We start from the raw sequence: 18826 nt of genomic DNA, 5'->3' as shown, positions 1-18826 counted from the left end.
GCGGTGTCGGCACGCTCCCGCCGCGACGGGCGTCATCGGGGTCCACGCGCGACACCCCAGAGCGGGGCGGGCGACGGTCAGGAGCACATGCCGGCCGGGTACGGCCGGCCGGGGAACAGCCGCCGCCAGCCCGCCTCGTCCAGCGCGCCGCCCGCCTTCGCGCAGACGGCCTTGGCGGCCAGCGCCGGGTCGACGGGGCTCTCCCGCACGGTGCCGTCCTCCCGCAGGCCGATCAGCCTCGCGCCGTCGGCGCTGAAGGCCACGTCGGCGATGTCCTGGCCCAGCGGCACCCTGCTGATCTCGCGCAGCGTCGTGGCGTCCCACAGCGTGGTGTGGTCGCCGCCCAGCGCCAGCAGCGTGCCGTCCGGCGAGAACCTGATGCTGGCGCCCGGCACCGCACGCCTGACCGTCTGCGGGGGCCAGGTGCTCAGCCTCCACACCGTGAAGAAGTCGGCGTCGATCACGAAGGCGGCCGTGCGGCCGTCGGGAGCGAAAGCGCCGGCGGAAGTGCTGCCGCCCAGTTCGGTGACCTTGCCCGACGACAGGTCCACCAGGTCGCGTCCCGCGAACAGCCGCCTGCCGTCGGGGGAGAAGACCAGCGGCCGGGCGATCGTGGCGAGCGGGCCCATGACCGGCTCGCCCTCCGGCACGCTCCAGATTCTCAGCTCGCCTGCGGCCGAGATGGCCAGCCGCCGGCCGTCGGCCGACAGCGCCACGTCGTCGACCGGGCCGGTGGGGATCGCGAGGACCTGGGTGCGGCTCGCCACGTCCCAGACCGTGGTGTCCTGCCCGCCCACCGCCAGTAACCTGGCCGTGCCGTCGAAGGAGAGCTCGCCCGCCACGGGGAGGCCGCCCATGAGCTCGCCCGTCGCCGTGTCGTGCAGGTCGGTCCGCTGTCCCCGCTGGACGGCGGCGACGCTGCCGTCGGGGGAGAGCAGCCGCTGCGGCGGTGCGCCGGCGAAGAACCGGCGGCCGGCGCTGAGCGCGATCGTCTCCTGCCGGCGGGGCGCGTCGGCCAGGACGTCGGAGACGTCGATGGAGTGCACGGTGCCGCCCTCCACCGTGTAGCGGATCGCCCTGCCGTCGGCCGAGAAGGCGAACTCTCCTGCCGCCTTCTCGGCCGGATAGGTGCCGAGCAGGTGGCCGTCGGACAGCCGCCACAACCGGACCGTCTGCCCGAACTCCGGCTCGGGCCAGGTCTGGCTCGTCTCGGGGGGCGGCTGGGAGGGCTGGTCCGACACCGGCCCGGTCCAGGCGGCGGGCCCGGGTTCCAGCTCGCCGGGTTCGAGCGGTTCGAGCAGGAAGCGGCCGTCGGGCGAGAACGACTGCGGTCCCCACCACCCCCCGACGTCCCGCTCGTGGTCGGCCAGGCGCGCTTTGACGGTGCCGGTGGTCGTGTCGAGCAGGGTGCCGCCGATCATCAGGCGGCGCCCGTCGGGGCTGAAGGCCGTGACCGGCGGCAGCTCGACGTCGGCCGCGCCGACGAGCGGCTCGCCCTCGTGGGTGTAGAGGCGCGCGCGCCGGGTGAGGTCCCACACCTGGACCCGGCCCGAGGCGGCGGAGACCGCGGCCCACCTGCCGTCGGGGGAGGTGGCGACGGTTGCCTGGGTGACGTCGAGGAGCGGGGGGCCGCCCTCGGTCGAGTAGAGCCGGGTGCGGTGGCCGGTGGTGACGCCGAGGAGCCCGCCCCGCGCGTACAGCGCGGGCCTGCCGCCTGGCCAGGTGCCCCGGACGGGTGCCCCGGTGGTCAGGTCCCACACGCGGACCGCCTCGGCGTCGCCCGCGGCGTAGAACCTGCCGTCACCGGACAGCGCGGTCCACCCGTCGGCGGGCACGGGCAGGCGGTACTCGCCGGCCAGCTTCCTCGTGGCCAGATCCCAGCGCCGCAGCCGGTCGTTCCGCCGGCCGAGCAGGCTGGTGCCGTCGTCGGCGAGGCGGTAGGCCGTGCCGGCCACCGGCTCGGGGTCGCTGAAGGTGTCGAGGTCGCTCTGGCCGAGCGAGCGCTGCAGGGCGTCGCGGGCCTCCGGCACCGGCGCCAGGGTCCACGCGGCCACGCTCAGCTTCATCGCGGTCATGGGGTCCGCGCTGCGCAGGCTCTCGGCGCGCGCCGCCACCTCCCTGGCGCTCTCGTGGGCCGCGTCGCTGGAGCCGTCGCCGGACGTGCCGCGGGACGGTTCGCGCGCCGCGTCGCGGGAGGGGTCGTGGGCCGCGCCGGCCAGGTCGCTTGTGCCCGCCTGCCGGTGGCGGGACAGCCCGTCCGTCACGGTCACCACCGTCGCCGCCAGCGCCACCGCCACGGCCGCGGCCAGCCCCGCCACCAGCATCCTGCGTCTGTGCCTGCGCCGCCGGAAGGGCGTGACGTCCTCGGCCCACGTGCGCAGCCTCGGCCATGCGTGGAACAGGGCCTGGCTGGCCGGGCCCACCGAGTCGTCGGCGACGGCGACCAGCCTGCCCTCCGGCCGGTCGGCGGGCGGCACCGCGATGCTGCGCCGTACCAGGAGGCCCGCCTCGGTCAGCGCGGCGACCGCCGGGTCGTCGCCGACCTCGGCCAGCGGGAGCCTGCCCGGCTCGCGCATCCGCAGCAGGATCTCCGGGAGCGTCGACTGCTGCTCGGGCGGCAGGCTCTGGTAGACGCGCTCGGCCACGTCGCCGAGCGCGGGCGGGCCCGTCAGCCCCTCCGGCGGCCTGATCTCGGCGGCCAGGTGGGCGCCGACGGCCGGCTCGGCGCTGCCCGTCAGGCCGATCAGCAGCTCGCGCGCCGTGGGCCGGTCGCCGGGCTCCTTGGACAGCGCCCTGGCGGCCAGGGACCTGAGCGGTTCGGGCAGGTCGCTCACGTCGGGATCGACGGTCAGCACCGCGTGCATCAGCTCGCCCAGGCTCTCGGCCGCGAAGGGGTCGCGGCCCGTCGCGGCGAACAGGACGGCCGCCCCCCACGAGAACACGTCCGCGGGCGGCCCCGCGGCGCCCCCGGTGAACACCTCGGGGGTGGGACGCTGCGCGTCGGCGGTGCCGACACCGGTGACCCTGGGACCCTCGGAGCCCAGCCGCAGGCAGCCGGGCCCCAGATGAAGGTGGACGGCGCCCGCGTCGTGGATCGCGACCAGCGCGGTGGCCAGCGCGACCGCGATCCTGTGCAGCGCCTCGCCCGCGTAGGGGCCGGCATGCGCGACCGCCTCCCGCAGGCTGGGCCCCTCGACGAACTCGCTGACCACGTAGCCGGGCCCCGACTCGACCACCCTGGCCACGCAGTGCGGCGCCACCACGGGCGCCCTGCCGCGCGCCATCTTGATCACATAGCGTCTGCCCCCACGGTCATAGGCGTCGAAGCAGGAGCCGAGCCGTCCCGCCAGCCAGTAGCCGCCCAGCCGGTCGGGATCGTCGGGAAGCAAACGCGTCGTCACTGCAGCTTAGATGCGCCGATCCCGGATTTGGTTGTGACCCATTCGCGGCGCAGCACCGACATGACGATCTCGTCGTGCCACACGCCCTCCCACAGCAGGGCGTCGCGCAGCACACCCTCCACGACGAAGCCGGCCTTCTCGTAGACGTGCCTGGCGCGCTCGTTGAAGGCGTAGACGCCCAGGCTGACCCGGTTGATCGGGGTCGTGGCGAAGACGTGGCCGAGCACCAGCCTGATCGCCTCGGTGCCGAAGCCCTTGCCGAACACCCGCGACCCGATCAGCGCGATCCGCAGGTTGCACGAGAGGTTGTCGGCGTCGAGCTCGTTGAGCACGATCTCGCCGACGTACTCGTCGCCGTGGCAGATCGCCAGGTCGAGCCGGTCGTCGTGGTCCTTGCGGGTGGCGTACCACATCGTGGCGCGCTCGCGGTCCACTCCCGCGCGCGATCCGGTCAGCCGTCTGACCTCCTCGTCGGAGGCCAGTTCGAGCAGGCCGTCGACGTGCTCGGCGCCGACGGGGCGCAGCGTGATCCGCTCCCCGGTCAGGGTGGGTTTGGTGACGAACATGCGCTCTTCCTATCGGATGGCGTCCAGGGCCTGTCCCGCCGCCTCCTGCGGCGGCGTCGACGTCGTGTCGACCCGCAGGTCGGCGACCTGCCTGAAGTACGGGTCCCGCCTGGCCTTCATGACGGCGGGGTCGAAGTCGGGGCGGTGGTCGCTCGACCGCATCCGCTCCGCCAGCACCTCGGGGGTCGCGTCCAGCCAGATCACGAACGCCTGCCGCAGCGCCGCGCGCACCTCGGGGCGCTCCACGGTGCTCGCCGCCGCGGCCACGACCTGGTTCTCGCCGAGCGCGTCGAGCACGTGCTCGGCCTCCCGCTCGTGCAGGACGTCGGCGCCCTCCGTCCTGGCGATCTCGGCCGCGCTGCTGCCGTACCGGCGCCTGAGATAGGAGTCGCTGTCGCTCATCGGCAGGCCGAGCGCCTGCGCCAGCAGCAGGGCCACGGTGCTCTTGCCCGACCCCATCAGCCCGATGACGACGACGGGTTTGTTTCTCGACATGGGGATAGAGGTTTCCTTGGCTCTAGGGAGGTATTCCATGACCATCGCCGGAAGCATTTTCCTCATCATGCTCGGCGCCGTGCTCACATGGGCCGTCGAATGGGACATCGCCGGCCTGGACATCAACATCGTGGGCGTCATCCTCATGCTGGGTGGAGTCGCCTTACTGCTGTTCGGGCTCTACCGGGTCCGCGTGACGCGCGAGATCGTGTCGCCGGTCGAGCCCGACAGGGAGCGCACGACCGTGTACGAGGAGCGGCGCTACACCGACCCGCCGCAGATCTGACAGAGGGGGTTCGCCATGCCCGGACGCGAGGAACTGCCTTCGACCATCGCGCGCTCGCCGAAGAAGGCGCAGGAGACCTGGATCAAGGCGCACGACTCGGCGGTGAAGACCTACGGCGAGGGCGAGCGCGCCCACCGCACCGCCTTCTCGGCGCTCAAGCACTCCTTCGAGAAGGTCGGCGACCACTGGGAGCCGAAGTCCGGCAAGGGCCCCTCCGACAAGGGCGCCACCGACCGTTCCGGGCGGACCGCCGAGGGCGTCGACGCCAACGCCAGCAAGCAGCACCTGTACGACGTGGCCGCCAGGCTCGGCGTCACGGGACGCTCCAAGATGACCAAGTCCGAGCTCGTCGACGCGATCAAGAAGGCCAACCGGCGGGAGACGGCCAGATCACGCTGACCGAGTGCGAAAGGGGATCCCCAGGCGCGGGGATCCCCTTTCGCGTACCCGGGCTCTCACAGCAGGCGCCTGACCGCCGCCACGATGGCGCGCCGGTCGATGCCCGCGTCGGCCAGCTGCTCGGCGGGAGTGGCCGAGCCCGGCATCCCCCGCACCGCCAGCTTGATCACCCGCGGCCCCAGCTCGGAGACGGCGTCGAGCACCGCGTCGCCGAGGCCGCCCTCCGGCCGGTGGTCCTCGACGGTGATGAGGTTCCCCGTCGTGGTGGCGGCCTCGTTCAGCACGGCCTGGTCGACGGGCTTGATCGAGTACATGTCGACGACGCCGACGGGAACGCCCTCGCCCTTGAGCGTGTCCGCCGCGGCCAGCGCCTCGTGGACGGTGATCCCCGCCGCGATGATGGTCGCCCGGTCGTCGGGCGAGTGCCGCAGCACCCGTGAACCGCCGACGGTGAACGGCTCGCCGGGATCGTAGATGACGGGCGTGTCCCCGCGCGTGGTGCGCAGGTAGGAGACACCCCGGATGTCGGCCATCTCGTTGACCAGCGCCGCGGTCTGGTTGGCGTCACAGGGGTAGAGCACCGTGCTGCCGTGGACGGCGCGCAGCATGGCCAGGTCCTCCAGCCCCATCTGCGAGGGGCCGTCCTCGCCGATCGACACGCCCGCGTGCGAGCCCACGACGCGCAGGTTCGCGCCGCTGACCCCGGCCATCCTGAGGAAGTCGTGCGCCCTGGTGAGGAAGGCGGCGAAGGTCGACACGTACGGCACCCAGCCCCGGATCTGCAGACCGACGCCGGTGGCGACCATCTCCTGCTCGGCGATGTAGCACTCGAAGAACCGCTCGGGGAAGGCGTGCGCGAAGGCCTCGGTCCTGGTGGAGTCGGCCACCTCGCCGTCCACCACCACCACGTCGCCGCGGGCCTCGCCCAGGGTTCTCAGCGCCTCGCCGAACGCGGTCCTGGTGGCGGCCTTCGTGCCGACCTCGAAGACCGGCCATTCGGTGGGGCCGCTGTCGAAGACGTGCGGCGGGCGGTCGTTGTCCGGCGGGCTGACCTTGACGGTCACGCCCCGGTCGCCGCCCAGCTCGCGGATGGCCTGCTCGGGGTCCTTCAGCGGCTTGCCGTGGGCGCCCTCGCGGTTGTCCACCGCGCTGACGCCTTCACCCTTGCGGGTGCGGGCCAGGATCACGGTCGGGCGCCTGCGCGTGTTGCGCGCGTCGCCGAGCGCGTAGTCGATCTCGCCGGGGTCGTGGCCGTCCACCTCGATCGTGTGCCAGCCGAAGGCGCCGAACCTGCGCGCGTAGGCGCCGGTGTCCCAGCCGTGCCGGGTCGGGCCGCGCTGGCCGAGCCTGTTCACGTCGACGATCGCGGTGATGTTGGCCAGGCCCTCGTCGGCGGCGTGCTCGGCGGCCTCCCATATCGAGCCCTCGGCCAGCTCGCTGTCCCCGCACAGCACCCACACGTGGTACGGCAGCCGGTCGAGGCGCCGCCCCGCCAGCGCCACTCCCACGCCGACCGGCAGTCCCTGACCGAGCGAGCCCGTCGCCACGTCGACCCACGGCAGCCGCGGGGTCGGATGGCCCTCCAGGCGGCTGCCGCGCTTCCTGAAGCTCAGCATCTCCTCGTCCGTGATGGCCCCCGCCGCCTTGAACAGCGCGTACAGCAAGGGAGAGGCGTGCCCCTTGGAGAAGATGAGGTGGTCGTTGGCGGGATTGCCGGGGTCGTCGAAGTCGTATCTCAGATGGTGGGCGAACAGCACGGCCATCAGGTCCGCCGCGGACATGGACGAGGTCGGGTGGCCTGAACCCGCCGCCGCGGAGCTTCGCACCGAGTCCACCCGCAGCTGCGCCGCCAGCTCGCACAGGTAATGAACATCGCGCTCGGGCATCGGTCCTCCTAGGGTCTCCCGCCGCCTACCCAGCCCCGCGGTCGCTATGTGCGGCGCAGGGCGCGGGTGGCCACCGTCGCGCCCGCGGCCACGGCGCCGAGCGCGACCAGCACGGACCGGCGGTGCCGGGACAGCCAGGCCTGCGGGCTCCTGCCGTGGGCGCGGGAGTCGAAGGTCCCGTGCGCCCCGTGGTCGCGGTACTCGTCGGCGGGCGCCCACAGGTTCGCCACGCCCGTCGGCGGCCTGTCGGCGGTGAGCTGCGACTGTTGACCGGTTCTGGCCAGGTAGCGGTCGAGCAGCCCGGGTGCGACGCGCTCGCCGACCAGCGTGAGAGCGGTCGACGCGCCCACCCAGTACTCCCTGCGCTCGGGATGGTCGGCGGCGTGGACCAGCGCCCGCGCCGCCACCTCGGGCTGGAAGATCGGCGGCACCGGCTGCGGATGCCGGCGCAGGCGCGACAGCACCCAGTCGAACTGCGGGGTGTTCACGGCGGGCAGCTGGACCATGGTGACCCGCACCCCGCTGCCCTCGGCCATCAGCTCCGTCCGCACCGACTCGGTGAAGCCCTTGATCGCGTGCTTGGCGCCGCAGTAGGCCGACTGCAGCGGGATCCCCCGGTAGGACAATGCCGAGCCGGCCTGCACGATCACCCCGCTGTCGCGGGGCCGCATCAGCTCCAGCGCCACCTTGGTGCCCCACACGTAACCGAGGTAGGTCACCGCGGTGGCCCGCTCGAACTCCTCGGGACTCACCTCGGTGAAGGGGGCGAACACCGCCGAGAAGGCCACGTTCATCCACACGTCGATGGGGCCGAGATCCTCCTCGGCGCGTCGCGCGGCCTGCCGTACCTCCTCGTAGGAGGAGACGTCGGCCGGGTAGACGACGCCGGAGCCGCCCGCGGAGCCGACGTCGACGGCCGCGGCCCCCAGGCCCGCCGTCCCGCGCGCGATCAGCGCCACCGTGTCGCCGCGCGCGCCGAGCTCGCGCACCACCGCTCTGCCGACACCCCCACTGGCACCCGTCACCACCACCACACGGGAAGGGCGCATCAGCCCGCCTCTCCCGCTCCTCGCTCTCTCTGCCGGCGTACGGCGAGCACGATGTCGGCGATCGTGGCCAGGGCCAGCACGCCTGCCACGACGGCGAGCCAGCCGATCCCCGCGATGACGCTGATCGCGCCGATCGCCAGGAGGAAGATCAGAATGAACGACCCCACCCTGATGTGGACGACATCACGCGGCGTCGAAGGAACCATGGGCTTGCCGGACGCGGACCGCTGCTCCGGACGGTAGTCATCTTCACGCATACCCACCCCCCTGCCCGGGCCGTTTGCCGCATAACGCGCAGGGTAGCCAGGTCACGTGCACCCCAGTGACCAGAACGAACCGGGCATCAGGCGCAGGCGCAGGGGGCGGGGATTCAGCTACACCTACCCCGACGGCCGTCCCGTGCGCGACGCCGCCACGCTCGACCGGATCAGGGCACTGGCCGTACCGCCCGCCTGGAAGGACGTGTGGATCTGCTGCTCGCCCGACGGGCACCTGCAGGCCGCGGGCACCGACGCGGCGGGGCGGCGGCAGTACCGCTACCACGAGGAGTGGCGGGCCCACCAGGACAGGCTCAAGTTCGACCGGGTGCTCGAGATGGCCGAGCGGCTGCCCGCCTTCCGGAAGAAGGTCCAGGAGCAGCTGGAGACCAGGGGGCTGACCAGGGAGCGGGTGCTGGCCACCGCGGCTCGCCTGCTCGACGTCGGATACTTCAGGGTGGGCGGCGAGGAGTACGAGTCGTACGGCCTGGCGACGCTCAGGATGGAACACGTGACCTGCGCGAACGGCTCGGTCCTGTTCTGCTATCCCGCCAAGGGCGACGTCCCGCGCGAGGTGGAGGTCACCGACCGTTCCGCGTGCAGGGTCGTCAGGGCGCTGAAGGCGCTCGGTCACGAGGGCGAGCTGCTGCGTTACAAGGGCGCCGACGGCTGGACGGACGTGCGGAGCGACGAGATCAACACCTACGTGCGGGAGACGCTCGGCTGCGAGGCCACCGCGAAGGACTTCCGCACCTGGCACGGCACCGTCCTGGCGGCGGTGGGCCTGGCGACGACGCCGGACGTCCCGGAGGTCATGCGCCGGGTGGCCGACTACCTCGGCAACACCCCCGCGGTGGCGCGGGCCTCCTACGTCGACCCCCGCGTGATCGAGGCGTTCGAGCGGGGCAGGACCGTCGGCACCGGCGGCGACGTGGAACGCGCGGTCATCGACCTGATCAGAGCTGTTTGACCGGTAACCGCACGGGCATCGGGGTGATCTGACGAAGGAGGAAGCGATGGAGGCTCCGCAGTACGTCGCGGCGCGCGTCCAGCGGGCGCTGGCCGAGGACGACAGGTCCCACGAGCTCGGCATCCGCGTCGACGTGCGCGGTGACCAGTTGTTCCTGCGCGGCCGGGTCACCGGCGAGGAGCACAGGCGCCAGATGGAGCAGGTGGCGAAGGAGGCCGCCCCGGGGCTGCACGTGCACAACGAGCTGCAGGTCGTGCAGGTCCGTGAGCCGGGGGAGGATGAGCATCTTGACTGAGCTGCGTATCGCCGCCGTCGGCGACGTGCATCTGGGCGAGGACGTGCGCGGCAGGTACCGCGAGCGGCTGGAGGGCATCGAGCAGCGGGCCGACGTGCTGATGCTCGCCGGTGACCTCACCAGGCACGGGACCCTGGACGAGGGCAGGCTGGTCGCCCAGGAGTTCCGCGACCTGCCGGTTCCGGTCGTCGCCGTCCTGGGCAACCACGACTACCACTCCGACCTGCAGTACGAGATCGCCGGCGAGCTGCGCGACCACGGCATCGTCGTGCTCGACGACGACTCGGCCGTCCTCACCCTGCACGGCAGGCGGCTCGGCGTCGTCGGCGGCAAGGGCTTCGGCGGCGGGTTCGCCGGCAAGTGCGCGAGCGACTTCGGCGAGCGGGAGATCAAGGACTTCGTCCGGCACACCCGCGGCATCGCCGACAGCTGGCAGTCCGAGCTGAAGGGGCTCGACACCGATCTCAAGGTCGTGCTGTCGCACTACTCCCCGGTCAAGGAGACGCTGGAGGGCGAGCCGCTGGAGATCTACCCCTTCCTCGGCAGCTACCTGCTGGCCGAGGCGGTCGACATCGCGGGCGCCGACCTCATCCTCCATGGTCACGCGCACAAGGGGGCGGAGAAGGGCATGACGCCGGGCGGCATCAGGGTCCGCAACGTCGCGCTGCCCGTGCTGGGGAGGGCCTACGGGGTTTACTGTCTTAGTGAGTCCGACTCATGTTAGGTCTTGACCGAGCGGTAGCTTGGTGTTGATGTCGGTGCATGGTCGTACGCCGTGTCCTGGCTTCACTCGCCCTGCTGTGCGTGGTCGCGATGGCCGCGCCCACTCAGCCCTCCGCTCCCGTCCGCGGGTTCGTCGACGGGCACAGTCACCTGATGTCCTACGAGGCGTTCGGCGGCAAGCTGCTGTGCGGCAAGCCGTTCGACCCCGGGGGCGTCGCCCGTGCCCTGCTCGACTGCCTCGACCACTACCCCAACGGCGAAGCCGCCTGGTTCGAGAACTTCACCAGGACGGGCTCGCCGACCGGCACCCATGACCCCACCGGCTGGCCGACCTTCAAGGACTGGCCGGCCAACGACTCACTCACCCACCAGCAGGCCTACTACGAATGGATCGAGCGCGCCTGGCGCGGCGGCCTGCGCGTCATGGTCAACGATCTCGTCGCCAACCGGCAGCTGTGCGAGATCTACCCGCTGAAGACCAACCCGTGCGACGAGATGTGGGCGATCAGGCGCGAGGCCCAGCGCACGTTCGAGCTGCAGGACCACATCGACACGCTGGCGGGCGGCCCGGGACGCGGCTGGTTCCGGGTGGTCAGGAGCCCCGCCGAGGCGCGCGAGGTCATCACGGCCGGCAAGCTGGCCGTGGTGCTCGGCATCGAGACCTCCGAGCCGTTCGGCTGCCGCACCACGCTCGGCGTCCCGCACTGCACCAAGGCGCAGATCGACCGCGGGCTCGACGAGATGTACGCGCTGGGCGTGCGCAGCATGTTCGTCTGCCACAAGTACGACAACGCGCTGTGCGGCGTGCGCTTCGACTCCGGCACCCAGGGCGCGATCGTCAACCTGGGCAACCTGCTGTCGTCGGGGAGTTTCTGGAAGGTCGAGAAGTGCACCGGGCCCGAGCACGACAACCCGATCTCGCCCGCCGTCCTGCCTCCTGACCTGGCGCGCTGGCTCCCACCGGGCATCGGCCTGCCGGTCTACCCGCCCGCCCCGCACTGCAACCCCAAGGGGCTGACCGCGCTCGGCCGCCACATGGTCGAGGGCATGATGCGGCGCGGCATGATGATCGAGATCGACCACATGAGCGTCAAGGCCGCCGACCAGACGCTCGACCTGCTCGAAGCCGCCCGCTATCCCGGCGTCATCTCCTCCCACAGCTGGGCCGACCCGGCCTACCTGCCGCGCATCTACCGTCTGGGCGGCATGGTCACCCAGTACGGCCACGCCGCCGAGGAGTTCGCCGCGGAGTGGCGGCGCACCCAGCCGCTGCGCCAGGAGATCGGCCGCCCCGGCTACGGCTACGGCCTGGACGCCAACGGGCTCGGCCCGCTTCCCGCGCCACGGGCGGGAAGCACCGTGACCTATCCGTTCACCACCGCCGACGGCTCCCTCACGCTGGACCGGCCGCGCACCGGCGAGCGGGTGTGGGACTACAACGTGGACGGCGTCGCCCACTACGGCCTGGTTCCCGACTGGATCGAGGACCTGAGACAGCTGGGCGGCCAGCCGCTCGTGGACGACCTCGCCTCCGGTGCCGAGGCCTACCTGCGCACGTGGGAGGCGACCACGGCACCACCGGCGCGCTGAGGCGCCTTCCTGACGGCACCCCCAGCCCGCTGACGGCCGGAGAACCGGTCGTCCAACCCCCCGGACAGGCCATGGCCGCGGAGCCGGTCGGCTCCGCGGCCGTCTCGTCCCTGACGCGCGCCGGCGACGGTCGGCGCCCTGGCCCGGACGGCCTCAGCCGGCCGTCACGGTCCGGGAACCGGCCCCGTCAGGGGCTATCACAGGCGTCGCCTCGGGGCGGCATGGACCGGAGTCCCGCCCCGAGGGTCAGACGTTGAAGATGCTCACACCACCGGGGCCGACCAGGAATCCGAGGACGATGAGGACGATCCCCCAGAGGATGTCGCGACGGGCCAGGATCACGTAGATCCCGGCGATGACGAGGATGACTGCGATGATCCAAAGCAATGTAGCCATGGCATCCAAGCTGCCCCTGAGGAAGGCCGTCTAACGTCGAACGGCCCGGGAAGGGGCTCGGTTATGACGACCCCCGGGTGCGGTAGAGGTCCAGGAGCGGCTGCAGCAGCCAGAACCATCCGCCGGCCACTGCCACCGCACCGCCGAACAGCGCGGCCTGCCAGCTGTCGATCACGGTTTCGGTCACCAGCGCGACCGCGCTCGACATGGCGACCAGCAGGAGGATCGCGCCCGCCACGCCCAGCCCGTTGGCGCGTTGCAGCATCCGCTCCTTCAACCCGGTCCTGAAGATCAACCGGTGCTGGGCGGCGGGCGTGATGAAGCAGACCGAGGCGAACGCCGACGCGATCAGCGACACGAAGAACAACCACCTGCCCACGGCGTCGACCTTGGGGAAGCCGGCCTGGAACGGCAGCGTCAGCAGGAACGCGAAGAGCACCTGCACGCCCGTGACCGCCACCCGCAGACCCTGTAACAGTTCGGCGAGCTCCCGGTCCACCCGTTCCTTGTGGCTCTCACCGGGCTCCGGACGTTCCCGCCTCACTCGGCCTCCTTCATGAGCTTCACGTAACCGAACTGCAGCCAGTCGGAGACGGCCACCGCCGTCATGGTCGCGCCGACCAGCCTGGTCAGCCGGGGCGCGAGCACGAGCCCGGCGGCGTAGCCCGTCGCCACCCACTGCGCCAGACAGAACGGGCAGGCCATCAGCTCGCCGATCGCGTCGCGCGGCTCCTCCTTGAGCTCGGCCGGGCCGCTGACACCCTGGAACGTGGTGAACGGCGCGCGCAACGGGCTCGTCACGGGATCCTTGGCCAGCGTGCGCGACAGGCGGTGGGTGCACACCCCCATCAGGAAGAGATCGAGCAGACCGAGCCGGTCGGGCGGGCGCTTGCCGTTCAGCGCGGCCAGCGCGGCCGCGGCGGCCACGGCTGTGCCGTACGCCGCCATGATCTTGACGTAGCCGCTCAGCGGGCGGCCGTACCCCTCGGAGATCTCGGTCATGGGGGCCCGCTACCCCTTGCCGCCAGGTCTAGTCGCCGATCGATCGGGTAGTGCCGTGCCATGGGCAGCCACAGTCACGAGGTCACCGACGCGATCCTGGAAACCCTGAAACGCGCCAGCTCCGGCCTCAAGGACGCGGGCGTCAGATACGCGCTCGCCGGAGGTTGCGCCGCCTACGCGCGAGGGGCGGCGCCGTCCCTGCATGACGTGGACTTCGTGATCCTGGAGAAGGACGCGCCTGCGGCGCTGGACGCCCTGACGCGCGCCGGGTTCGACACGGTGCGGCCGCCCGAGGACTGGCTGGTCAAGGCGTACGACGAGGGACGGCTGGTGGACCTGATCTTCAGGGTGGCCTACCGGCCGGTCACCGAGGGGCTGCTGGAACGGGCCGAGCCGCTGGTGGCGGCGGCGGTGATCGTGCCGGTCCTGGAGGCGACGGATCTGGTGATCTCCTGGCTGCTGCCGCTGTCCGAGCACTCGTGCGACTACGGCGGGCTGCTGCCCCAGGTCAGGGCCATGCGCGAGCAGGTCGACTGGAGCCGCGTGGCGGCGGTGGTCGAGGCGTCGCCCTACGCGTCGACGTTCCTGACGCTGCTGGAGCGGCTGGGGGTGATCGAGAAGCCGGTGGAGAAGGGGATGAGCGTCTCCTGGCCCTGAACCCACCCACCGCTGGACATGAGAAGGGCCGCGCCCCTGGGGGCGCGGCCCTTCCTGCCTCCTGGGTCAGAAGGACTGCGGGAAGCGGCCGTAGTAGTCGCCCAGCCGCTGCCGGTACTCCGGCTCCTTGAACGTGCCCTCGTCGAACTCGGGCGCGTCCTTGATCTCTTCCTTCGTCCTGGAGACGTAGACGATGCTCTCCTGCGGGTCGATGCGCGTGATCACCGAAGCCGGCAGCATGACCTTCTTACCGAAGATCCACGGACCGGTGTCGATGACCACGTAGCTCTCGCCCACTTCGTAGGTGGCCTCGTCGACTTTCCCGATCTTCCCGTCCGTCGCGTGGACGTGGTATCCCGCCAGGTCCAGGCTCTGGTTGCGGTCGTAGACGTCAGGACGATAGTTCCAGAGCTCCATCGGTGCTCTCTCCCTCTCTTCTGCTCGTCTTTCTCGGGCCCGCCCCCTCTACCCGCGGAAGTGAGGGTCAATCCCGTCCGGCGCTCAGCCGTGCCGCAGGGCCGAGGTGACCCGCTTCAGCAGGCGGTCGAGCTCGGTGCCGAACGGGTTCTCCTGCACCATGTACGTCCACGTCGCCGACGGGCGCTTCAGGTCGCGCGCCGGGGCCTCGAAGGACTCCAGCGAGCGGCGCTCGACCTCGGCCAGCAACGTCCTGTACTCCGCCACGGCCTCGCGCTGGAACTCGTCCACCGGGCTCATCCGGCCGAGCGCCCGCAGGTGGATGCCCTCGCGCAGGTCGCTCAGGAAGGCCAGGTGCTCGGTCCAGCAGGTGTCGATGGCGTGCAGCACGATCTGCCGGGCGGTCTCGTCGCGGATCTCCTCGTCGAGGGCGGCCCAGCGCTCCGGATCGGCCTCGGCGAGCGCCTTGGCGGCGGAGTCGCCGTGGAGGACCTTGTCGCGCCACTCCAGGATGAGCTCGCGCTGGTGCTCGAGCAGGCGGGTGTAGCGCCAGGTGTTGCGGTGGATCTCCAGGTTGACGCCTTCGGCGACCCGCTGCGCGTGGCCGACGAGGTAGGCGCCGCGGCGGTGCCGTACCACGCCGTCGGGGTCGGCGGGCGGCGGGCGCTCGCCGGGGACGAACTGGGTGACCAGGTCGTCGGCCATGCTGGCGAAGAAGACCGAGCCGCCGGGGTCGCCCTGGCGTCCCGCGCGGCCGCGCAGCTGGTCGTCGAGCCGGCTGCTGACGTGCTTGCCGGAGCCGATCACGTACAGGCCGCCCAGCTCCGCCACGCCCTCGCCGAGGCGGATGTCGGTGCCGCGCCCGGCCATCTGGGTGGAGACGGTGATGGCCTCGCGCTCGCCGGCGCGCGCGATGATCGCCGCCTCCTCCGCGTCGTTCTTGGCGTTGAGGACGACGGGGTCGAGGCCGCGCCGCTGCAGCAGCTTGGCGAGGTGCTCCGACGCGGCCACGTCGAGGGTGCCGATGAGGATCGGCCGTCCCGTGGCGTGCATCGCCTGGATCTCCTCCACCAGCGCCGCGTCCCTGTCGGGCTCGGTCGGGTAGAGGCGGTCGGGCTCGTCCTCCCTGACGCACGGCTTGTTGGGCGGGATGACGGCGACCTTGAGGTCGTAGAACTCGCCGAGCTGCTCGCTGACCGCCACCGCCGTGCCGGTCATGCCGCACACCTGCGGGTAGCGTCTGATCAGCCCCTGCACGGTGAGCTGGTCGAGGATCTCGCCCTTCTCGGTCGGCGAGAGCGCCTCCTTGGCCTCCACCGCCGCCTGCAATCCGTCGGGCCAGCGCTGCAGCAGCGCCACCCGGCCGCGCGAGGGGTTGATGAGCTGGACCTTGCCGTCGCGGACGATGTAGTCGACGTCGCGCGTCAGCAGCGCGTGCGCGTGCAGCGCCAGGTTCAGCTCGATGAGCGTGCCGGGCTCGTGCTCGTCGTAGAGCTCGACGCCGAGGATCGACTCCACGCTGTCGGCGCCCTTGGACGTCAGGAAGACGTTCCTGGCCTGCTCGTCGATCTCGTAGTGGTAGCCCCTGACCAGGGTGCGCACCAGCTCCGCCATCTCCGGTACGGCGTCGCCGGCGTCGGCCGCGCCGGCCAGCACCAGCGGCACCCGCGCCTCGTCCACCAGGACGGAGTCGGCCTCGTCGACCAGCGCCACCTCGGGCGCGGGCATGATGATGTCGGCGGGGTCGGTGCGCATCCGGTCGCGCAGCACGTCGAACCCGATCTCGCTGACCGGGCCGTAGCAGACGTCCTTGGCGTAGGCCTCGCGGCGCTCCTCGTGCGTGGAGTTCTGGTCGATCCAGCCGACCGTGACGCCGAGCGCGTCGTAGAACGGCGCCATCCACTCGGCGTCACGCCGTGCCAGGTAGTCGTTGACCGAGATCACGTGGACCCGCTTGCCCTGCAGCGCGTATCCGGCCGCGGCCATCGCGCCCGACAGCGTCTTGCCCTCGCCGGTGGCCATCTCGGCCACGTGACCGTGGAGCAGCGCCACGGTGCCGAGCAGCTGCACGTCGTACGGCCTGAGCCCCAGCGTCCGGTCGGCCGCCTCGCGCGCCACGGCGCAGAACTCGGCCAGGTTGTCCGTCCTCGGCCGGGGCAGCTCGCCGGGATAGGACAGCTTGCCCGCCGCATCGACGATCTTCCTGTACGGGGACAGGTTCAGGCCACCTGGCCGGTCCAGGATGTTCCTGAAAAACCCGGAAAACGACGCCACGAATCCTCCAACGAGCGCTCGGTCGGCACCGGTTCCCGGACCTGTCCGGTACGGCGGACGCCGCCGTACCGGACACTAGCTCATCCGCGTTCGTGAACGGTCAGTGTGATCACCGCGGCGAGCAGGACGAGGCAGCCCGCCGTGGTGAGCACGGTCAGCCGCTCGCCGAACACCAGCACGCCGAGGGCCGCCGCGCCGACCGCCTCGCCGAGGGAGATCACCGAGACGGTGGTCGCCCTGAGCGCCGACAGGCTCCTGAAGTACAGCCCGTACGCCAGGGCGGTCGGCACCGCGCCGAGGTAGAGGAGCAGGCCGACGGTGGGCAGCGTGACCTGCGGCAGCACCCCGTCGACCAGGGCGAAGGGGGCCAGGCAGAGCGCGCCGACGGCGAACCCGCCGACCGCGGTGCCGTACGGGTCGTCGTGGTGCCGCCGGGAGTGGAGGGTGACCGCGGCGTATCCGGCGGCCGAGAGCAGGGCGAACCCGATCCCGGCCGGCGTCTGCGCCCCCGCCCCGGTCTGGGCGGTCGTGCCGTTCAGCGCCGTCTCGCCGGTCAGCATGACCAGCCCCGTCAGGGCGGCGCCCACGCAGACGGTGCCCACCCGGTCGAGCCGTTCGCCGAGGAACAGCCGCCCGCCGAGCGCGGTGAACAGCGGGGTCGCGCCCATCGTGACGACCGTCGCGACGGCCACGCCCGAGGAGGAGATCGCCGCGAAGTAGGCGGTCTGGTACACCGCCATCCCCGCTCCCACGAGCAGGAGCCTGCCGTGCGGGCGGGGCCGGCGCCGGATGAGGAAGAGCAGGAAGAGCGCGCCGAGCAGGTAGCGCCAGAGCGACACCCCGATCGGCCCCATCCCGGCGGACTGGAAGAGCAGGGAGCCCGCCGCGCCGCCGGTGCCCCAGGCGGCCGCGGCCACGGAGACGTACAGCACGCCGCGCCGTACGGAAACTTGCGTCATTGATTTCTCCGGATGGAGTGGTTGTCGACGTTCGGCCCGTACGCGGGCAGCAACCACCGCCGGATCCCGTGGTTCCCGTAGATCCGGAGAGATCAGGAGAGAGGCCGCCCGCTAGCGCGCGGCGGGCGGAGAGATGATGAAGAACGGCACGGGACTCACCCTACCGCCTGCCCTCCTGGTCGAGCAGCGCGTCGATCATCTCCTGGATCCTGGCGCGCCCGTCCGGGCCGAGGGCGCCGCCGAGGGCGTCGGCGAGCTTGCCGAAGGGGTCGTCCATCGGCACCGCCGGCAGCTTCTCGGCCAGTTCGCCGACGGTCCACCGGCCCTCCTTTCGCACGTGCCCGCCGCGCGACCATCCGTGGTTGACCGCGACCGACCCGCCGCGGACCGAGAGCACCTGACCGGTGAGCGGGCACGCGGCGCTTGCCAGGTAGGCGGCGACGGGCGCGCTGGTGGAGGGGTGCAACGGGTCGAAGCCGTCCGCGGGCGGTTCCTCGCGCATGCCGGGGACGTCGAGGGTGAGCCGGGTGCGGGCCATGGAGGGGGACAGGCAGTTGACTCGCACGCCGTACCGGCCGAGTTCGAGCGCTCCCACGATGGTCAGTGCCGCGACGCCCGCGTTGCCGGCCGCGTAGGAGGCCTGGGTGGGCAGCGGGTTGAGCAGGCCGGAGCCCGAGGAGGTGTTGACGACGGCCCGGTCGACGCGGACCCCGGCCTCGGATCGTTCGCGCCAGTACCGGGCCGCCCACCGCGTGACCGCGAACGTGCCCTTCAGCTTCACGGCGACGACGTCGTCGAACTCCTCCTCCGTCAGGTCGGCGAGCGCCCGGTTGCGCTCGATGGTCGCGTTGTTGACGACGACGTGGAGGTCGCCGAAGACCTGCAGGGCCGTGTCCACCATGCGCCGCGCGCCGTCCCAGTCGGCGACGCTGTCGGTGCTGGCCACGGCCTGCCCGCCGCGGGCGACGATCTCCTCGACCACCGCGGCCGCCACGCCGGAGTCGCCACCGGAGCCGTCGATGGCCACGCCGGGGTCGTTGACCACGACCTTGGCGCCCTCGGCGGCGAAGTGCAGCGCCTCCTCTCGCCCGATGCCCCGCCCGGCGCCGGTGATGAGCACGACGCGTCCGTCCAGGTGTCCCATGGGTGACCCTCCAGCTCGCTACATTCGATGCATCAATACATAGCATGAAGCAATGCATGG

20 protein-coding genes are annotated in these 18826 nt (G+C 71.9%); 7 read left to right on the top strand and 13 right to left on the bottom strand.

All coding sequences use genetic code 11. The features are described from left to right. Positions 1-77 precede the first annotated feature (77 nt). From ACWDLG_RS08765 to ACWDLG_RS08755, 3 genes are read right to left on the bottom strand one after another with little or no spacing between them, the layout of a single operon-like run. Complete coding sequence (locus ACWDLG_RS08765; protein ID WP_449917527.1) at positions 78-3401, bottom strand: nSTAND1 domain-containing NTPase; 3324 nt, start codon at positions 3399-3401, stop codon at positions 78-80. Then, positions 3398-3967: a GNAT family N-acetyltransferase gene (locus tag ACWDLG_RS08760; RefSeq protein ID WP_354913775.1), complete on the bottom strand. Its 570-nt coding sequence runs from the start codon at positions 3965-3967 to the stop codon at positions 3398-3400. The genes ACWDLG_RS08765 and ACWDLG_RS08760 overlap by 4 nt, the downstream gene beginning before the upstream one ends. A gap of 9 nt (positions 3968-3976) precedes the next feature. Further along, on the bottom strand, positions 3977-4462 hold the full coding sequence (locus tag ACWDLG_RS08755; RefSeq protein WP_449917524.1) for a shikimate kinase: 486 nt from the start codon (positions 4460-4462) through the stop codon (positions 3977-3979). Positions 4463-4499: 37 nt separating this feature from the next. On the opposite strand from ACWDLG_RS08755, the gene ACWDLG_RS08750 reads away from it, so the two are divergent. Both ACWDLG_RS08750 and ACWDLG_RS08745 read left to right on the top strand, forming a co-directional pair. After that, positions 4500-4748, top strand: coding sequence for a DUF6458 family protein (locus ACWDLG_RS08750; RefSeq protein WP_354913772.1), 249 nt, complete (start codon positions 4500-4502; stop codon positions 4746-4748). Positions 4749-4763: 15 nt separating this feature from the next. Continuing rightward, positions 4764-5147 (top strand): ChaB family protein, encoded by a 384-nt coding sequence (locus tag ACWDLG_RS08745; protein ID WP_449917521.1) that lies wholly within the window; start codon positions 4764-4766, stop codon positions 5145-5147. A gap of 56 nt (positions 5148-5203) precedes the next feature. Here ACWDLG_RS08745 and ACWDLG_RS08740 read toward each other — a convergent pair whose 3' ends face one another. From ACWDLG_RS08740 to ACWDLG_RS08730, 3 genes are read right to left on the bottom strand one after another with little or no spacing between them, the layout of a single operon-like run. After that, entirely contained in the window at positions 5204-7033 is a 1830-nt protein-coding gene (locus tag ACWDLG_RS08740) for a transketolase (protein ID WP_449917519.1), read from the bottom strand. A 44-nt stretch (positions 7034-7077) separates the two neighbouring features. After that, positions 7078-8082 carry an SDR family oxidoreductase gene (locus tag ACWDLG_RS08735; RefSeq protein ID WP_449917517.1) on the bottom strand — a complete coding sequence of 335 codons (1005 nt, stop codon included), beginning with the start codon at positions 8080-8082 and terminating at the stop codon, positions 7078-7080. Next, on the bottom strand, positions 8082-8339 hold the full coding sequence (locus ACWDLG_RS08730) for a hypothetical protein (RefSeq protein ID WP_449917514.1): 258 nt from the start codon (positions 8337-8339) through the stop codon (positions 8082-8084). The genes ACWDLG_RS08735 and ACWDLG_RS08730 overlap by 1 nt, the downstream gene beginning before the upstream one ends. A 55-nt stretch (positions 8340-8394) precedes the next feature. Here ACWDLG_RS08730 and ACWDLG_RS08725 point away from each other — a divergent pair, with 55 nt between their 5' ends. From ACWDLG_RS08725 to ACWDLG_RS08710, 4 genes are read left to right on the top strand one after another with little or no spacing between them, the layout of a single operon-like run. Further along, positions 8395-9309: a DNA topoisomerase IB gene (locus ACWDLG_RS08725; RefSeq protein WP_449917511.1), complete on the top strand. Its 915-nt coding sequence runs from the start codon at positions 8395-8397 to the stop codon at positions 9307-9309. 46 nt (positions 9310-9355) lie between these two features. After that, positions 9356-9604: a BON domain-containing protein gene (locus tag ACWDLG_RS08720; RefSeq protein ID WP_354913760.1), complete on the top strand. Its 249-nt coding sequence runs from the start codon at positions 9356-9358 to the stop codon at positions 9602-9604. Next, positions 9597-10328: a metallophosphoesterase family protein gene (locus tag ACWDLG_RS08715; RefSeq protein ID WP_449917507.1), complete on the top strand. Its 732-nt coding sequence runs from the start codon at positions 9597-9599 to the stop codon at positions 10326-10328. The genes ACWDLG_RS08720 and ACWDLG_RS08715 overlap by 8 nt, the downstream gene beginning before the upstream one ends. Before the next feature lie 38 nt (positions 10329-10366). After that, positions 10367-11917 carry a membrane dipeptidase gene (locus tag ACWDLG_RS08710; RefSeq protein WP_449917504.1) on the top strand — a complete coding sequence of 517 codons (1551 nt, stop codon included), beginning with the start codon at positions 10367-10369 and terminating at the stop codon, positions 11915-11917. Between the two features lie 246 nt (positions 11918-12163). Here the strand turns inward: ACWDLG_RS08710 and ACWDLG_RS08705 are convergent, their stop codons facing one another. The 3 genes from ACWDLG_RS08705 to ACWDLG_RS08695 all read right to left on the bottom strand — a co-directional run bounded on the left by ACWDLG_RS08705 (position 12164) and on the right by ACWDLG_RS08695 (position 13315). Further along, complete coding sequence (locus ACWDLG_RS08705; protein ID WP_164903902.1) at positions 12164-12313, bottom strand: GPGG-motif small membrane protein; 150 nt, start codon at positions 12311-12313, stop codon at positions 12164-12166. A 61-nt stretch (positions 12314-12374) separates the two neighbouring features. Next, positions 12375-12857, bottom strand: coding sequence for a DUF6328 family protein (locus tag ACWDLG_RS08700; protein WP_449917500.1), 483 nt, complete (start codon positions 12855-12857; stop codon positions 12375-12377). Beyond that, positions 12854-13315, bottom strand: coding sequence for a DUF1360 domain-containing protein (locus tag ACWDLG_RS08695; protein WP_354913753.1), 462 nt, complete (start codon positions 13313-13315; stop codon positions 12854-12856). The genes ACWDLG_RS08700 and ACWDLG_RS08695 overlap by 4 nt, the downstream gene beginning before the upstream one ends. A 60-nt stretch (positions 13316-13375) precedes the next feature. Between ACWDLG_RS08695 and ACWDLG_RS08690 the strand changes: the two genes are divergently transcribed. Beyond that, complete coding sequence (locus ACWDLG_RS08690) at positions 13376-13972, top strand: nucleotidyltransferase family protein (RefSeq protein ID WP_354913751.1); 597 nt, start codon at positions 13376-13378, stop codon at positions 13970-13972. Positions 13973-14038: 66 nt separating this feature from the next. Here ACWDLG_RS08690 and ACWDLG_RS08685 read toward each other — a convergent pair whose 3' ends face one another. The 4 genes from ACWDLG_RS08685 to ACWDLG_RS08670 form a co-directional block, all read right to left on the bottom strand. Further along, the gene (locus ACWDLG_RS08685; RefSeq protein WP_354913749.1) at positions 14039-14389 is read right to left on the bottom strand and encodes a PRC-barrel domain containing protein; all 351 of its coding nucleotides are present in this window, start codon (positions 14387-14389) and stop codon (positions 14039-14041) included. An 84-nt stretch (positions 14390-14473) separates the two neighbouring features. Next, entirely contained in the window at positions 14474-16663 is a 2190-nt protein-coding gene (gene secA2, locus ACWDLG_RS08680) for an accessory Sec system translocase SecA2 (protein WP_449917496.1), read from the bottom strand. Positions 16664-16743: 80 nt separating this feature from the next. Beyond that, positions 16744-17622, bottom strand: a complete 879-nt coding sequence (locus ACWDLG_RS08675) for a DMT family transporter (RefSeq protein ID WP_449917495.1) — start codon at positions 17620-17622, stop codon at positions 16744-16746. 160 nt (positions 17623-17782) lie between these two features. Further along, positions 17783-18766 (bottom strand): SDR family NAD(P)-dependent oxidoreductase, encoded by a 984-nt coding sequence (locus ACWDLG_RS08670; RefSeq protein ID WP_449917493.1) that lies wholly within the window; start codon positions 18764-18766, stop codon positions 17783-17785. Between the last annotated feature and the right edge of the window lie 60 nt (positions 18767-18826).

The organism is Nonomuraea sp. NPDC003727 (assembly GCF_053586935.1).
The sequence above is the reverse complement of the archived record's forward strand: the minus strand, read 5'-3'. Positions and strand labels throughout refer to the sequence as shown.

Excerpts from the sequence above, each read along its gene's own strand:
- ACWDLG_RS08735 (WP_449917517.1), bottom strand. The coding sequence starts at position 8,082 with ATGCGCCCTTCCCGTGTGGTGGTGGTGACGGGTGCCAGTGGGGGTGTC.
- ACWDLG_RS08760 (WP_354913775.1), bottom strand. The coding sequence starts at position 3,967 with ATGTTCGTCACCAAACCCACCCTGACCGGGGAGCGGATCACGCTGCGC.
- ACWDLG_RS08720 (WP_354913760.1), top strand. The coding sequence starts at position 9,356 with ATGGAGGCTCCGCAGTACGTCGCGGCGCGCGTCCAGCGGGCGCTGGCC.
- ACWDLG_RS08690 (WP_354913751.1), top strand. The coding sequence starts at position 13,376 with ATGGGCAGCCACAGTCACGAGGTCACCGACGCGATCCTGGAAACCCTG.
- ACWDLG_RS08755 (WP_449917524.1), bottom strand. The coding sequence starts at position 4,462 with ATGTCGAGAAACAAACCCGTCGTCGTCATCGGGCTGATGGGGTCGGGC.
- ACWDLG_RS08750 (WP_354913772.1), top strand. The coding sequence starts at position 4,500 with ATGACCATCGCCGGAAGCATTTTCCTCATCATGCTCGGCGCCGTGCTC.
- ACWDLG_RS08695 (WP_354913753.1), bottom strand. The coding sequence starts at position 13,315 with ATGACCGAGATCTCCGAGGGGTACGGCCGCCCGCTGAGCGGCTACGTC.
- ACWDLG_RS08740 (WP_449917519.1), bottom strand. The coding sequence starts at position 7,033 with ATGCCCGAGCGCGATGTTCATTACCTGTGCGAGCTGGCGGCGCAGCTG.
- ACWDLG_RS08705 (WP_164903902.1), bottom strand. The coding sequence starts at position 12,313 with ATGGCTACATTGCTTTGGATCATCGCAGTCATCCTCGTCATCGCCGGG.
- ACWDLG_RS08685 (WP_354913749.1), bottom strand. The coding sequence starts at position 14,389 with ATGGAGCTCTGGAACTATCGTCCTGACGTCTACGACCGCAACCAGAGC.
- ACWDLG_RS08745 (WP_449917521.1), top strand. The coding sequence starts at position 4,764 with ATGCCCGGACGCGAGGAACTGCCTTCGACCATCGCGCGCTCGCCGAAG.
- ACWDLG_RS08675 (WP_449917495.1), bottom strand. The coding sequence starts at position 17,622 with ATGACGCAAGTTTCCGTACGGCGCGGCGTGCTGTACGTCTCCGTGGCC.
- ACWDLG_RS08710 (WP_449917504.1), top strand. The coding sequence starts at position 10,367 with ATGGTCGTACGCCGTGTCCTGGCTTCACTCGCCCTGCTGTGCGTGGTC.
- ACWDLG_RS08730 (WP_449917514.1), bottom strand. The coding sequence starts at position 8,339 with ATGCGTGAAGATGACTACCGTCCGGAGCAGCGGTCCGCGTCCGGCAAG.
- ACWDLG_RS08670 (WP_449917493.1), bottom strand. The coding sequence starts at position 18,766 with ATGGGACACCTGGACGGACGCGTCGTGCTCATCACCGGCGCCGGGCGG.